The sequence below is a fragment of the Pseudomonas sp. DTU12.3 genome (genome assembly GCF_004124275.1).
Classification (GTDB): Bacteria; Pseudomonadota; Gammaproteobacteria; order Pseudomonadales; family Pseudomonadaceae; genus Aquipseudomonas; species Aquipseudomonas helmanticensis.
The window spans coordinates 2,876,944-2,891,339 of sequence record NZ_CP027218.1 but is presented as its reverse complement, the minus strand read 5'-3'; the positions used below and the strand labels follow the sequence as shown (position 1 = coordinate 2,891,339).

The window sequence follows — 14,396 nt, the reverse complement described above, 5'->3', positions numbered from 1 at the left end:
ATCAGTCCCGACCCCGTTTGCAGTCAGCGATCCGCCAACTCCTCCAGCAAATCGGCTGACGGCACGAAATACAGGCTGCCGGTAACAGCGGTGCTGAAATCCAGCAACTTGTCGTAATTGCCCACTGGCTTACCGACGAACATGTTTTCCAGCATCTGCTCCATCGGTTCGGGCGAACGCGCGTAGCCGATGAAAAACGTGCCGAACTCCCCCGCTCCCGGCCGACCGAACGGCATGTTGTCGCGCAGGATCTTCACTTCCTCGCCCGCCGCGTCAGTGATCGTGGTCAGCGCACTGTGGGAATTGCTCGGTTTGACGTCGTCACCCAGTTCGATATCCGATAACTTCGTGCGCCCGATCACTCGCTCTTGGGCCTCGACACTCAAACCGTTCCACGCGGTCATGTTGTGCAGATACTTCTGCACCAGCACGTAACTGCCGCCGCTGAAGTCCGCATCCTCATCACCGACGATGGTGAAATTCACCGCTTTGCGGCCGACCGGGTTTTCCGTGCCGTCGACAAAACCGATGATGCTGCGCATGTCGAAATAGCGGAACCCCTGAACCTCGTCGACCACCGTCACGGCATCGCCGAGTACGGCCATGATCTGTGTGGCCAGCTCAAAACACAGGTCCATCTGATCGGCGCGGATGTGCAGCAACAAGTCACCCGGTGTGGCCGGTGCGTGGCGCCCTGCGACGCCGAACTCGCGAAAACCGTGCAATGACGCCGGACGTGGACTGCCGAACAGGCGATCCCAGGCATTCGAAGAAAAACCGCAGATACACGTCAGGTTGCCCGCCGGTACGCGCTTGCCCACCGAGCGCACCAGCCCGGCGACATCGCCGCACCAGCCCTTCACTTTTTCCGCTGCGTCGGGGCCGGCATTGAGCGTTGCGACGATGAAAATCGCACTGCTGGTGATCGGACTGCCGACTGCTTGAGGTTCCAGAGGGTCGTTGCTCATCGCTGAAATAGTCGCTCCAAAAAAAGAGGTTCGAGAAAGGATCTAATCGCCGCCGCGCACCCGACACTTCGTTTTTAACGAACTGTTGCGCAGAAATAAACGATTTTTCTTTGCCGCAGCGTCGTCGCTAGCATGACCTCGTCTGACTCTAAACCAATAAGACCGGGAGCGTGACATGCCAGCCACGAACATCAATATCGGCGAACCGTGGATGTGGGGCGCCTTCATCGTTTTCGTTCTTGCCATGCTGGCATTGGACCTGTTTGTCTTCGGCGGACGCAAGGCGCACCGCGTGTCAGTGCGCGAAGCGTTGTCTTGGGTCATTGCCTGGTGCCTGCTGGCGCTGAGCTTTGCCGGCCTGCTCTGGTGGTATCTGAACGGCAGCTTTGGCGGCGAAATCGCCCGACAGAAAACCCTCGAATTCCTCACCGGTTATCTGATCGAACAATCGCTGTCGATCGATAACATGTTCGTCTTTGTGATGATCTTCAGCTACTTCGCCGTGCCCCCGGAGTTGCAGCGCCGGGTGCTGCTGTACGGTGTGCTCGGGGCGATCGTGATGCGCGCGGTGATGATCTTTGCCGGTGTGTGGCTGGTCTCGCAGTTCGAATGGCTGCTGTACGCGTTCGGTGTGTTCCTGATCGTCACCGGGATCAAGATGCTGGTGTTCGCCGAGCAGCAACCGGATCTGGATAAGAATCCGTTGCTGCGCTGGGTGCGTGGGCATTTGCGCATCACCAGCGGTTTTCATGGCGAGCGGTTCTTCGTCCTGCAAAACGGCGTGCGCTGGGCGACGCCGATGTTTCTGGTGCTGGTGCTGATCGAGGCCAGCGACCTGATGTTCGCGGTCGACAGCATCCCGGCGATCTTCGCCGTCACCACCGATCCGTTCATTGTCTTCACTTCGAATATCTTCGCGATCATGGGCTTACGCGCGCTGTACTTCCTGCTGGCGGACATGGCTGACCGCTTTCATTTGCTCAAGTATGGGCTGGCGATTGTGCTGGTGTTTATCGGCGGCAAGATGGTGTTGATGCCGTGGCTGCACATGCCGGTGGAGTGGTCGCTGGCGGTGGTGGGAGGGGTGATTCTCGGCTCGGTCCTGCTGAGCCTGCTCATCTCCCGCAAAGAGAACCGCACGCACTCCCTGTAGGAGCTGCCGCAGGCTGCGATCTTTTGACTTTGATTTTTAAAAACAAGATCAAAAGATCGCAGCCTGCGTCAGCTCCTACAGGGGGATTTCGTCTGGACGAAGGTTATTTATCGGATTTGATGCTGGTCCAGACGCGGGTGCGTACGCGTTCGAGTTTCTGCGGCAATGGCTGGACGACGTAGAGGTTTTTCAGCGCTTCGGGAGTCGGTGTCAGGTTCGGGTTGTCGGTGATCTCTTTGTTGATCAGCGGGATCGAATCCTTGTTCGCATTCGGGTATCCGAGGAAGTCACTGATCGGCGCGATGACTTTTGGATCAAGCAGGGTGTTGAGGAATTCGTGGGCCTCTTCGACGTTCTTCGCGCTCTTCGGAATCGCGAAGGTGTCGAACCAGATCGGCGCGCCCTCCTTCGGCAAGCGCCAGTCGACGACCACACCATTTTTCGCCTCTTTGGCGCGGTTGCCGAACTGATAGAAACTGCCGGAGTAACCGATGGCCACGCAGATGTCGCCATTGGCGATATCGGTCATGTATTTGGCCGAGTTGAAGTAGGTCACGTAAGGACGAACCTTGAGCATCAACTCCTTGGCTTTTTCGTAATCGGCGGGGTTTTGGCTGTTTGGGTCGAGGCCGAGGTAATGCAGGGCCAGCGGGAGGATTTCCGTCGGTGAATCGAGCATCGCTACACCGCAGGATTTGAGCTTTTCCATGTTCTGCGGCTTGAACACCAGATCCCAGCTGTCCACCGGCGCGTTATCGCCCAATGCCGCCTTGACCTTGGCCGGGTTGAAGCCGATCAGCACGGTGCCGACCATGTAAGGCACGCCATACTGGTTGCCCGGATCGTTCTTGCCCAGCAGTTTCAACAACTCCGGATCCTGGTGGCTCCAATTCGGCAGCTTGGACTTGTCGAGTTTCTGGAACACGCCGGCCTTGATCTGCGTTTCGAGGAACTGGTTCGACGGCACCACGAGGTCGTATCCAGAGTTGCCGGTCAGCAATTTGGCTTCGAGGGATTCGTTGGTGTCGAAGGTGTCCCAGGTCACTTTGATGCCGCTTTTCGCAGCGAAATCCTTGGGCACGGCCGGCAGGATATAATCCGCCCAGTTGTACACGCGCAGTTCGCGTTGCTCGGCCTGGACAGCGCTGGCCAGCAGCGTCAGCCCACACACGGTGGCGCCCAGAATGCGTTTCATCGTGACCATGGTTGTTTCCCCAGAATGCGGCGTGAGTTCGATGGTTTTTATGTTCTGTACACGGCAGCGGCTGCAAGGGTAGCCGAGGGCAAAAAAGATCCAGCGTCTAGTTGTGGTTTTGATTCTTGCCGACAGCGTAGACGGATCACAGTGGGGAATGGGCCAAAAGGGGATCGATATGGCCAATATGAATGACCACCGGGATGCGTGAGCATCCCGCAGATCACTTGTGGCGAGGGGATTTATCCCCGTTGGGCTGCGAAGCGGCCCCCTTCAACCCAGGGGAGAAACGCATTCGCTGATTTCACGACTGCTGCGCAGCCGAACGGGGATAAATCCCCTCGCCACAGTTTTAGCTGCGGGATGACTCAGTCTGCGTACTCCAGTTTCGCCGCCCTGCTCTGCTGGACCTGGCCGCGTGTCGCCAGGCAGTAATACAGCGGAACGGTGACGACCAGACCCACCAGCCACGACAGATCCGCGCCGTCGACCAGATTAGCGTAAGGCCCGACATACAGCGACGTATTGGCGAATGGTAGCTGCACGATAATGCCGATGAAGTAGGCAATGATCGCGTGCAGATTGAAGCGCCCGTAAACCCCGCCGTCAGCCCGGAAGATCGAGGTGATGTCGTAGTTGCCACGCTTGATCAGGTAGAAGTCGATCAGGTTGATCGAGGCCCACGGCACCAGCACCAGCAACAGCGCCAGAATCAAACCGATGAACTCGGAAATGAAGTCCGCCGAGGCGCCGAGCGCCACCACGCAGCAGCCCGCCAGCACCACGCTCGACAACATCACGCGCACCTTGATGTTCGGCGTCCATTGGCTGGCGAATGTCTGGATCGAGGTGATGATCGACAGCACCGCACCATACAGATTCAACGCGTTGTGGCTGATGATATTGAGCAGAAACAACACCATCAGAATCGGCCCCAGCCATCCGGTGGACTGCTTGACCGCAACCATCGCTTCGGTGCCTTCCGGCGTCGCCAGCACCGCAACAGCGCCGAAGCTGAATGACAGAATCGTGCCCAGCGTCGCGCCCAGATAGGTCGTCCAGAACGGCTTGGCGATGCCGATGTCGGCTGGCAGATAACGCGAATAGTCAGAGACGTACGGCGAGAAACTGATCTGCCAGATGATCCCCAGCGACACTGTCGCCAGCCAGCCGGACAGGTTGAAACTGCCACGGGTGAAGAAGTCCGCCGGCAAGTCATGGGCGAAGATGTAGATGAAACCGGCGAGCAACGCGCTGCCCATCACCGAGGTGCCAATGCGGTTCAGCGTGTGAATGAAGTTGTAGCCGATCACGCCGATGGCCGTGGCGGCCAATGCGCCGATCAGAATGCTCAACGGCGCCGGCACCGACGGCGCAATGCCGACGATGGATTTCCCCGCGAGGACAATGTTGGAAATGAAGAAGCCGATGTAAATGATCGCCGCGAAAAACACGATCAACAGTGCACCATAACGACCGAACTGACCGCGACTCTGGACCATCTGCGGAATGCCCATGCGCGGGCCTTGTGCCGATGCCAGCGCAATCACCACCCCGCCGATCATGTGCCCCAGCGCAATCGCCAGCAGGCCCCAGAGCAAATCGAGATGGAACACCTGAACCACCATGGCGCCGGTGACGATGGGCAGTGGCGCAATGTTGGTGCTGAACCAAAGGGTGAAAAGGTCGCGGGCCTTCCCGTGGCGTTCCGCGAGTGGGACGTAATCGACCGTGTGATTCTCGATCAACGGATCTTGCCGGGACATCTGGGACATATGCATGAACTCGAGTTTGTCTGTTCTTATCGTTGTATGAAGCCAAACCGGGGGGACTCTCTGGCCGCCCCTCAGATGCGAACCATATTATGGTATTCCAGACTTTGCACAAGACTGATCCGGCAGTTTACACGCCATCTGATCCGCTATCCTCGCTGATCACGCTCTCCTTTGACTAGGCAAAAGCCCCGTAAACATTGACTTTCCGACGAAAGCAGCACGTTTATCGGCTCAACTGTAAATCTCTTGCAAAGAATGTATTACGGTATACCATCAGACCTACAAACACATAAAATCGAGTCATAACACCCGAGGACCACCCAATGATCGATGCTGCCATCTATAAACAAGTCATGGGCTCGTTCCCGTCCGGCGTCACCGTTATCACCACGCTGGATGACGACGGCCAGATCGTCGGCCTGACCGCCAGCGCGTTCAGTTCGCTGTCGATGGACCCGGCGCTGGTGCTGTTCTGCCCCAACTACAGCTCCGATTCCTATCCAGTGCTGATCAAGAACAAGCGCTTTGCCATTCACGTTTTGTCCGGCGGACAGCAAAGCGAAGCCTATGCCTTCGCGCGCAAAGGCAAGGACAAGGCGCAGGGCATCGAGTGGACGTTGAGCGAGTTGGGCAACCCGATCCTGGCCAATGCGACGGCGGTGATCGAGTGCGAGTTGTGGCGCGAATACGAAGGGGGCGACCACGCGATCATGGTCGGCGCGGTGAGAAACCTGATCGTGCCTGAGCAGGTTGCCGGACCGCTGGTGTATTGCCACGGCAAGATGGGTGCGCTGCCTGCCGTTGCTTGATTCCCCAAAACAACACGTAACCCTGTGGGAGCGAGCCTGCTCGCGAAGAGGGTGTGTCAGACAACGATGGGTTGAATGACACACCGCTTTCGCGAGCAGGCTCTCTCCCACAGATTTTAGGGTGTTTGTGCGGGCGAAATCAGGTGCGGAACCGGCTTACCAGTTGATTCAACGTCTGTGACAACGCCGTCAGATTCTGCGCGTCCTTGCGCGTCGAATCCGCCAGGCTCGCCACCAACTGCGCATCGCCATGAATCTGGCTGATGTGCCGATTGATGTCCTCGGCCACTTGATGCTGTTCTTCCGCCGCCGTGGCGATCTGCGTGTTCATGTCGCGGATCACGTCCACCGATTCGCGGATCAACTCGAAACTCGCCCGCGCCTCATTGATCGACACCACAGTCTCCTGCGACACCTCGAGGCTCGCATGCATCTGCTTGCCCATCTGATGCGTGCGTCGCGCGAGGTTGCCGAGCAAGGCGTCGATCTCGCCGGTGGAATCCGCCGTGCGCTTGGCCAGCGCGCGCACTTCATCGGCAACCACGGCAAAACCACGGCCCTGCTCTCCCGCCCGCGCCGCTTCAATTGCCGCATTCAGCGCGAGCAGATTGGTCTGCTCGGCAATCGAGCGGATGGTGCCGAGAATCGACTGGATGTCGGTGCTGTCCTGCTCCAGTTGCTGCATCGATTCGGCGCTGTGGCCGATCTCCTGACTCAAGCGCCCGACATTGCTCACCGCCGCATCGATCTGCTGCTGCCCGGTGTGGGCCTGACGCTGGCCGTTATCAGCCGAGTCCGCGGCCTGGCTGCACGAACGCGCAACTTCGTTGGAGGTGGCGACCATTTCATGAAACGCCGTCGAGACCATGTCCACCGCCTCGCGCTGCCGTGAGGCCACTTCCGCCATTTCCGCCGAGACCTCGGTGGCGCTTCCGGAGCTGCTGTGAATCTGCCCGGCCGCCTGACCGATACGCTGAATCAACGTGCGAATCGCTTCAAGGAACTGATTGAACCAGCCAGCCAGTTGCGCCGTTTCATCCTGCCCGCGCACCTCCAGCCGCGCCGTCAGATCGCCCTCGCCCTGCGCAATCCCTTCCAGCCCACTGGCGACCCCGCGAATCGGCTTGACCATCAAGCCGGCAAACCACGCGCCCGCCATGGCGAACAGCAGTGCGCAAACGGCAGCGATGGCGCCGATGATCCAGGTCAAACGTGTGGCGCCGGCCATGACTTCACTGGCCTTGACCACACCGACAAAACGCCAGCCCAGCGCTTCCGACGGCCAGACCAGCGCCATGTAACGCTCGCCAGCAAGCTCCACTTCGACAAGACCTTTGCCAGCCTCGGCCAGTTGTTGGTAACCATCGCCCAAGGCGTCGAGTTTCTTGAAGTTATGCGCCGGATCGCTCGGGTCAACCAACACTGTGTTGTTGGCTTCCATCAGCATCAGATAACCGCTGTCCCCGAGGCGGATCTGCTTGACCAGATCGGTCAGTTGCTTGAGCGACACATCGATATTCACAACCCCGGCGTTGCTGCCCAACTGATTGTTGAAACTGCGCACGGTACTCACCAGCACCACGTCGTCCGCCGCCCAGTAATAGGCATCGGTGCGCAGGGTCTTGCCGGGGTTGGCCATCGCGGTTTGGTACCAGGGCCGCGTGCGCGGATCGTAACTGGCCAGCTGCGGGTCGCCCGGCCAGAACAGATAGCCGCCCTCCTGCGTCCCCAGCGAGAGATAGGTGTAAGCCGGGTGGGCCTTGGCCAGACCGGCGAATAGCGTGAACACTTGCTGATCCTGCGGCCCCAGCGGGATCTGCGCGGCATCACTGCTCAGATAGCGCTTGAGGCTGCCATCAGTCCCCTGCAATTGCGGATGCTCAGCCAGATACGCGACGTTCTGGCTGATGCCTTCAAAGAACAGCTGCATGGCGTTCTCGACCTGACGCACCTCACGCCCGGTGCTGTCGATGAAGTTGTCACGTGCCCCCTCGCGCACGTTGAGAATGATCAGCACCGCTACCAGCAGCACCGGCAGGCTGGCGATGGCCGCGAATGCCAAGGTCAATTTTTGTTTGATGTTCATCTACTGCGCCTTCCTTGTTCGAAGTGTCGGTCAGAAATATTTTGCGGATATTCCGTATTATGGTATACCAATATTCAATCAACCGACCAGCCGTCTCGAAGGCGTGCTTGAATGGTGAGAAGACTTGCGAGCGTTCAGCGCTCATGCCAGTGACACAGGCCCGCAAACGACCGGCCATCAACAAAAGATCCGAGGTAGCGTCATGAAATTTTCCCTGTTCGTACACATGGAACGCTGGGACGAAAGCGTCAGCCACCGCCAACTGTTCGAAGACCTGACCGAACTGACCCTGATGGCCGAGGCCGGCGGTTTCAGCACCGTGTGGATCGGCGAACACCACGCCATGGAATACACCATCTCGCCGAGCCCGATGCCGCTGCTGGCCTACCTCGCGGCGAAAACCACGACCATCCACCTCGGCGCCGGCACCATCATCGCGCCGTTCTGGCACCCGTTGCGGGTCGCCGGTGAATGCGCCTTGCTCGACGTCATCAGCAACGGCCGCATGGAAGTCGGCCTGGCCCGTGGCGCTTATCAGGTTGAATTCGACCGCATGGCCGGCGGCATGCCTGCCTCATCCGGCGGCCAGGCACTGCGCGAAATGGTCCCGGTGGTCCGCGCCCTGTGGCAAGGCGACTACGCCCACGACGGCGACATCTGGAAATTCCCCACTTCGACCAGCGTGCCGAAGCCGATTCAAAAACCGAATCCGCCGATGTGGATCGCCGCCCGCGACCCGGACTCGCACAACTTCGCCGTGGCCAACGGCTGCAACGTCATGGTCACGCCGCTGATGAAAGGCGACGAAGAAGTCCTCGACCTGAAAAACAAGTTCCAGACAGCGCTGGACAACAATCCAGACGTGCCACGTCCGCAACTGATGGTGCTACGCCACACCCACGTGCACACCGCTGATAACCCTGACGGCTGGAAAGTCGGCGCCAAAGCGATCTCGCGTTTCTACCGCACCTTCGATGCGTGGTTCGGCAACAAGGCAACGCCGGTCAACGGCTTCCTCGACCCAAGTCCGGAAGAGAAGTTTGCCGGACGTCCGGAGTTTGAACTGGAAAGCCTGCACAAGACCGCCATGATCGGCACGCCGGAAGAAATCATTCCGCGCATCAAGTATTACCAGGAACTGGGTGTGGATGAGTTCAGCTTCTGGTGTGACAACAGCTTGCCGCATGCGGAGAAGAAGAAATCGCTGGAGCTGTTTATCAAGCATGTGGTGCCGGCGTTTCGGTGAGCGTACGGAATTCAGTGTTCGATAAATGAAAAACGCCCCGGTTAATTTGGGGCGTTTTTTTGTTTTCGTCGACGCCGGATGAGCTCAACGACATGATTTTAATCCCTTCATTCCAAAGTTGATTCTCCCATTCAACTTCGAAGCCCTCTAGCTGAGCATCTAGTCCCGCCTCGGTATCAAACCGATTATCAGCCCCCCAACTCATCCACGACAATCTCAGAATTTGAGCAGATGGCTGAACCAGCAACGGCGACGCCTTGGATATGCATGGTTCCACCACATCTTTTATCGCCGCAAAATAATTTGACAATGATAGTAATCCTGAGGAAAGACAGTTTTCTCTGGCTGCCCCGGCCAAATTTGCCCCACTTCCCGGACCATCGGCATACAAAATATGCTTCTTGGCGTCAGCAGAGTGTGGGGCGCGAGTGCCCCCAGACGAGTGATCTCACTGCCGATAGACTACAAGCTCTCAGGTCGTTCTTAACAAAAGGAAATTACAGCTATTCAAAAACTCAATCTAAATTCTACAATCGCAAGTACAAAAGGCTTCCAACCCACAACTCACCGAGAAGCGCCATGAACAAAAAGCAACTAACTCACATCAGCAAATTTTTAAGCTTTGTATTAAGACACAACCCAAAATCAATAGACATACAATTAGATAGTGAAGGTTGGACACTAATTAACGACATTATCGAAGGCGCAGAAAAACAAGGACTTTCCATTAACAAATCACAAATTCTATCCATTTTAGAATTGAGTGAAAAAAAAAGATTCGCAGTCTCCGATGACGAAACAAAAATCCGGGCTTTACAAGGACATACCACATCTGATGTAGATATAGCATATGCAGAAAAAATCCCGCCCGAATTCTTATATCATGGGACGGCGAAAAACTTTCTCAGATCTATACTTAAGGACGGTTTGATCCCTGGCTCACGCCAATATGTCCATCTTACCCAAGACTTGCAGTCGGCTATCGCAGTTGGTGGGCGGCATGGTTCACCTATTGCACTTAAAATCAACGCCTTAGAAATGCACCGTAATGGCGTACATTTTTATCAAGCCGAGAACGGAGTTTGGCTCACAAAAAAAGTACACCCAACGTATATATTAAATCTCACTTCCATGGATCATCCCTAACATTCGTGTCCCTTACTAAATTAGAACATGAGTGAGATGCTCAAACCTCATCCACTGAGTTAGTGCTAAAGGCTGATCGCTTCAGTTTACGCTTAGAGGAATTTCTTCAGACAAAATATATGCCTCCGCCACCAGATGCAGACTCAAATTCTCGGACAGAAACTGGATACTATAATGCTTATATCGTTCAGTTTCAAATCCAGCCTGCCTCCCCTCTAACAGTTCAGACTTTTTAAATTCAGTCAACACCCCTAGCGCTAAACCACTTGCATCATCAACAAACTCAAAAACACCCCTTTCTGGAAATGGGAGCTTTATAAGGCAGCTAACGTTCTTAAAGCACAATTCTCTCTTTACCGATAAAAATTCACCAGCATCACTTCCAATACCATCATATGTAATATCTACAATTACATCTAATCCATCGGAGTAGAAATTTACTTTTGATTCACCATAACCGGGTAGCCAGTCGTAAGGATTAAGCAATTGTTTCGGATCACCAATCTTCATTTTCTCACCGACTTCAATTCATTCGCACCAGTAGGTGGAAGACCATTATTTTTAAGTTGATCATTCGCAAGATCGCTGAAGGTTTTACCGGGATACGCCTCGACCCCTGTCTGATTTCGACCTACCCATTCGTTTCTTGGAATCCCTGCCTGTTCAAGAGCCGTCGATGATCGAGTATTCAGAATAAGCCGGCTTCCATTTATATCCACGTAATCCAGCGGTAACTGGCTGGGTTTGATCACCCCACTCTTCAATGCGCCGACAAGATCTTCAACTGTCTTGATCGGCGCACCGGCCATGGAAGAGTAAATCCGTTGCCCATCAGGACTGAAAGTACGGTCGGCTCTGATTGTATTCTGAGCAAAATTTGCTTCCGTCAACGCGCCTCGCTCGGTGGCAATGGCTCCTCTAAACGCTCCTGTACCGCCAGCCGCAGAGAGCAACAGGGCGATGGACATTTCGCCCCAATACTCTGGCTCGCTCAGCATCATACCGTAGCTTTCTAGAGCTTTGTTTCCTTGGCCGTTGTTCGCATAGAGCAAGGTCGAGGACAAGTCAAGCTGCCACTGCGAAGCATTTTTGTAGGCGTCCTGCATCGCTGCTGGCAATGTTACATAAGCGTTGTACTCTGCGGGCTCCATGATCATCCATGGTTTTCCCGATTCGTCAAGCAAGGTATAGCTGACAGTTTTAGAGTCCGTATCCGTATTCAGAACGACATTTCCGAGACTCTGGGAGTTAGCGCCTGCCATTTTCAGAATGGTAGAACAGCCGGCTCCCGCAGAATCGTTTTTGCACGCTTCATACTTTTCAAGGTACTCTTCAAAATGCCCTTGGAAGTTATATCTAGTCGCATTAGCAGTGATCCAAGCTCCGCCCTGCAAAGATTCGGTGTCAGCATTTTTCTGTGTCGATGCCGCCAGAACCCCAACAATCTGCGACCCCATGAGCAAAAGATCAGAATTGCCGTTAAACCATTTGTTCATTTCGCTAACTAAAGCTTCATTCGCTCCGGCAGCAAGGGCACCCGTCGCAAAATCCCCACCGGTCATCTCTGATAACAGCCCACCCACGGCAGCATGAATGATGATTTTGCCCGCGGAACCATCATCCATAACGCCCTTCGTGAGATCGCCCCACCAAGTTGAAGCTATATGCGGCTACGGTATTGAAAAGCGCGGTTTTCAGGATGTCGCTGACGCTCGCATCACCGCCCGCTGCTTTATTGATCAAGCCAGAGGTTCCGCCTTGAAGTACTTGGCTTCCCGCGAACTTACTGACCCCTTCCCAAGTTGCTAATGACGGCCCAACAAGTTTTCCTTTGGCGTCGTAGGAAATCCCTGTCAGCTTGTTCAGATACTCAGCGGACAAACCCGCACTCAAACCAGATACGACATAGTTTTTCAGTGCATCTGTCGACGTTACATCTGCGAACACTGCGCCGAGATCACCACCGTTATTGATGAAACTTACCGTCGCGTTGGTCGCCGCACCGGAAGCTACGGCTGCGAGGCCAGCGGCCCAGAAGGTCCCCATTCCGCTCAAGGCTGTTAGAGCTGCCGGCCCAACGACGGCAGCCATGACAATCGCAATGATCATCTGCGAAGCCGGACCCAGCCCCGAATTCTCATACTTGAACGACTCGTGAATCTCCTTCACGCGCCGCCAGTCAACATCCCCCCGCGCCTCGGCGTCCTTCAACCACGCCAGTTGCGGATCGGCCTTGACCATCGTGTCGATCGTCTGGCTCACGGACTCCTGATTGACATCCTTGATATCGATCTTCAGCCCATCGACCGCTTTGATGATGATGCTGCCCTTGGCAATCATCTGGGTCTGACGCAGAGTTTCGTCGGTGTTGCCGCGACCTTTCGCTGAGACCCACGCGGCGTTGTTGTTGGTTTTGGTGTGGCTCTCATCATGCAGATCCTTCTCCCCTTCAAAGGTGATGGAGCCGCCGCTGTCGAGGACGATGTCCTTGCCGCTGTCGAGCTTGGCGACCTGGTAGCGCTGGTCGCCCTTGCTGACCAGTGAGAGGTTGCCGCCGGTCTTGATTTCGCTGCCGACGTAGGTGGTGTCGGTGACTTCGTCGCGTTGCAGTTTCAGGTTGCCGAAACCACCCTTCTCCTTCATGTCGTAAAGGGTGTAATCCTTGTTCTGCGCGGCCAGCAGGTTCAGGTCGTTGCCGGCGTAGACGTAGGCTTCATTGCCCGCACTGATCTTGCTCGCGACGAGCGTGGTGTCGTGGCCGGAGTTGGTTTTTACGTCGCCGCCAGCGATGAACTCAGCGGCTTTCTGGACGGTGTGGTTGTCTTCTTCGTGGACGCGTTTCTTGCCGTCCTTGCTGTGGGTTTCGACATTGTTTTCGTCGCCGGCCGCTATTGGCGTCGGTGGGAAATTGGTCCCGCCGCTGATGAACGGCGCCGAAGAAGTCCTCGACCTGAAAAACAAATTCCAGACCGCCCTGGACAACAACCCGGACGTCCCGCGCCCGCAACTGATGGTGCTGCGCCACAGTCACGTGCACACCGCTGATAACCCCGATGGCTGGAAAGTCGGCGCGAAAGCGATCTCGCGTTTCTACCGCACCTTCGATGCGTGGTTCGGCAACAAAGCAACGCCGGTCAACGGCTTCCTCGACCCAAGCCCGGAAGAGAAGTTTGCCGGACGTCCGGAGTTTGAGCTGGAAAGCCTGCACAAGACCGCCATGATCGGCACGCCGGAAGAGATCATCCCGCGGATCAGGTACTACCAGGAACTGGGGGTGGATGAGTTCAGCTTCTGGTGCGATAACAGCTTGCCGCATGCGGAGAAGAAGAAATCGCTGGAATTGTTTATCAAGCATGTGGTGCCGGCGTTTCGGTGAGCGTCCGAATATAGTGTTCGACAAATGAAAAACGCCCCGGCTAATTTGGGGCGTTTTTTTGTTTTAGCAGGAATCGCTCGAGTTCAACGTCAGTTCATGAGCGCTGGCGACATTCGGCCACTGTCGAAGAGCTGCTTGAATATCTCCACGACAATCTCAAAATTTGAGCAGATGGCTGAACCAGCAACGGCATCGCCTTGGATATGAATTATTCCGCCACGATTTTTATAGCCGCAAAATACTCTGACATCGTAGTCATCGCCATCATCAACGCCGAGAGTAAGTGCGTACTTTCCTGTCTCTGCAACAACCTGCAATGTCATGAGTTCGGCCTGCTAATTCTTCAATATCCAAGGTTACACTCCCCAAATTTCGGCAGGACTCTTCAAGGTGCGCAACGACATCATTCCAAGATGGATCTCTTTGCGTGCTACCTTCACAGGTTCTGCCAAAACCGACCGTCCAAGAGAGAGCGTTTCATATTATTTCACCTCTTTTACTGATTTCATTCCAGGGCGCCAATAAAGCGCTTTACCTGACGCAAGCTCATACAAAAATAGGACAGATCGCACTTTATCTAAATTGGTGAGTCTTCAGTATATCTACTAAAGCCCCATATATGTTGTAAATGCCTACTAGCAC

General features: G+C 55.5%; 11 protein-coding genes and 3 pseudogenes. 5 read left to right on the top strand and 9 right to left on the bottom strand.

Annotated elements, in window-relative coordinates; all coding sequences use genetic code 11:
- Window positions 1-23: 23 nt before the first annotated feature.
- Window positions 24-968: a Dyp-type peroxidase gene (locus C2E19_RS13275; protein ID WP_129392843.1), complete on the bottom strand. Its 945-nt coding sequence runs from the start codon at window positions 966-968 to the stop codon at window positions 24-26.
- Between the two features lie 175 nt (window positions 969-1,143).
- On the opposite strand from C2E19_RS13275, the gene C2E19_RS13270 reads away from it, so the two are divergent.
- Window positions 1,144-2,121, top strand: a complete 978-nt coding sequence (locus tag C2E19_RS13270) for a TerC family protein (protein ID WP_129392839.1) — start codon at window positions 1,144-1,146, stop codon at window positions 2,119-2,121.
- Window positions 2,122-2,224: 103 nt separating this feature from the next.
- Here C2E19_RS13270 and C2E19_RS13265 read toward each other — a convergent pair whose 3' ends face one another.
- Window positions 2,225-3,325, bottom strand: coding sequence for a polyamine ABC transporter substrate-binding protein (locus tag C2E19_RS13265; protein ID WP_129392836.1), 1,101 nt, complete (start codon window positions 3,323-3,325; stop codon window positions 2,225-2,227).
- Window positions 3,326-3,684: 359 nt separating this feature from the next.
- Entirely contained in the window at window positions 3,685-5,091 is a 1,407-nt protein-coding gene (locus C2E19_RS13260) for a cytosine permease (protein ID WP_129392833.1), read from the bottom strand.
- A gap of 323 nt (window positions 5,092-5,414) precedes the next feature.
- Here C2E19_RS13260 and C2E19_RS13255 point away from each other — a divergent pair, with 323 nt between their 5' ends.
- The gene (locus tag C2E19_RS13255; RefSeq protein WP_129392831.1) at window positions 5,415-5,900 is read left to right on the top strand and encodes a flavin reductase family protein; all 486 of its coding nucleotides are present in this window, start codon (window positions 5,415-5,417) and stop codon (window positions 5,898-5,900) included.
- 139 nt (window positions 5,901-6,039) lie between these two features.
- On the opposite strand, the gene C2E19_RS29405 is transcribed toward C2E19_RS13255, so the two are convergent.
- Together C2E19_RS29405 and C2E19_RS29400 are read right to left on the bottom strand one after the other, a co-directional pair.
- A complete protein-coding gene (locus C2E19_RS29405) occupies window positions 6,040-6,768 on the bottom strand; it encodes a methyl-accepting chemotaxis protein (RefSeq protein ID WP_372238481.1) in 729 nt (242 codons plus the stop codon).
- 129 nt (window positions 6,769-6,897) lie between these two features.
- Window positions 6,898-7,986 (bottom strand): annotated as a pseudogene (locus C2E19_RS29400) (cache domain-containing protein); the annotation flags it as partial.
- Between the two features lie 202 nt (window positions 7,987-8,188).
- On the opposite strand from C2E19_RS29400, the gene C2E19_RS13245 reads away from it, so the two are divergent.
- A complete protein-coding gene (locus C2E19_RS13245; RefSeq protein WP_129392825.1) occupies window positions 8,189-9,232 on the top strand; it encodes an LLM class flavin-dependent oxidoreductase in 1,044 nt (347 codons plus the stop codon).
- On the opposite strand, the gene C2E19_RS13240 is transcribed toward C2E19_RS13245, so the two are convergent.
- A complete protein-coding gene (locus C2E19_RS13240) occupies window positions 9,204-9,542 on the bottom strand; it encodes a hypothetical protein (RefSeq protein ID WP_129392822.1) in 339 nt (112 codons plus the stop codon). The genes C2E19_RS13245 and C2E19_RS13240 overlap by 29 nt on opposite strands.
- A 269-nt stretch (window positions 9,543-9,811) precedes the next feature.
- Between C2E19_RS13240 and C2E19_RS13235 the strand changes: the two genes are divergently transcribed.
- Entirely contained in the window at window positions 9,812-10,378 is a 567-nt protein-coding gene (locus C2E19_RS13235) for an RNA 2'-phosphotransferase (RefSeq protein ID WP_129392819.1), read from the top strand.
- Window positions 10,379-10,459: 81 nt separating this feature from the next.
- Here the strand turns inward: C2E19_RS13235 and C2E19_RS13230 are convergent, their stop codons facing one another.
- On the bottom strand, window positions 10,460-10,888 hold the full coding sequence (locus tag C2E19_RS13230; protein WP_129392816.1) for a hypothetical protein: 429 nt from the start codon (window positions 10,886-10,888) through the stop codon (window positions 10,460-10,462).
- An 836-nt stretch (window positions 10,889-11,724) separates the two neighbouring features.
- A pseudogene (locus C2E19_RS29295) lies at window positions 11,725-13,243 on the bottom strand (DUF637 domain-containing protein); the annotation flags it as partial.
- Between the two features lie 43 nt (window positions 13,244-13,286).
- Here C2E19_RS29295 and C2E19_RS13220 point away from each other — a divergent pair.
- Window positions 13,287-13,754: pseudogene (locus C2E19_RS13220) on the top strand (LLM class flavin-dependent oxidoreductase); the annotation flags it as partial.
- Window positions 13,755-13,843: 89 nt separating this feature from the next.
- Here the strand turns inward: C2E19_RS13220 and C2E19_RS13215 are convergent.
- Window positions 13,844-14,077 (bottom strand): hypothetical protein, encoded by a 234-nt coding sequence (locus tag C2E19_RS13215; RefSeq protein ID WP_129392813.1) that lies wholly within the window; start codon window positions 14,075-14,077, stop codon window positions 13,844-13,846.
- Window positions 14,078-14,396 lie beyond the last annotated feature (319 nt).

Excerpts from the sequence above, each read along its gene's own strand:
- C2E19_RS13265 (WP_129392836.1), bottom strand. The coding sequence starts at position 3,325 with ATGGTCACGATGAAACGCATTCTGGGCGCCACCGTGTGTGGGCTGACG.
- C2E19_RS13215 (WP_129392813.1), bottom strand. The coding sequence starts at position 14,077 with ATGACATTGCAGGTTGTTGCAGAGACAGGAAAGTACGCACTTACTCTC.
- C2E19_RS13235 (WP_129392819.1), top strand. The coding sequence starts at position 9,812 with ATGAACAAAAAGCAACTAACTCACATCAGCAAATTTTTAAGCTTTGTA.
- C2E19_RS13275 (WP_129392843.1), bottom strand. The coding sequence starts at position 968 with ATGAGCAACGACCCTCTGGAACCTCAAGCAGTCGGCAGTCCGATCACC.
- C2E19_RS29405 (WP_372238481.1), bottom strand. The coding sequence starts at position 6,768 with ATGGTCTCGACGGCGTTTCATGAAATGGTCGCCACCTCCAACGAAGTT.
- C2E19_RS13260 (WP_129392833.1), bottom strand. The coding sequence starts at position 5,091 with ATGTCCCAGATGTCCCGGCAAGATCCGTTGATCGAGAATCACACGGTC.
- C2E19_RS13255 (WP_129392831.1), top strand. The coding sequence starts at position 5,415 with ATGATCGATGCTGCCATCTATAAACAAGTCATGGGCTCGTTCCCGTCC.
- C2E19_RS13245 (WP_129392825.1), top strand. The coding sequence starts at position 8,189 with ATGAAATTTTCCCTGTTCGTACACATGGAACGCTGGGACGAAAGCGTC.
- C2E19_RS13270 (WP_129392839.1), top strand. The coding sequence starts at position 1,144 with ATGCCAGCCACGAACATCAATATCGGCGAACCGTGGATGTGGGGCGCC.
- C2E19_RS13230 (WP_129392816.1), bottom strand. The coding sequence starts at position 10,888 with ATGAAGATTGGTGATCCGAAACAATTGCTTAATCCTTACGACTGGCTA.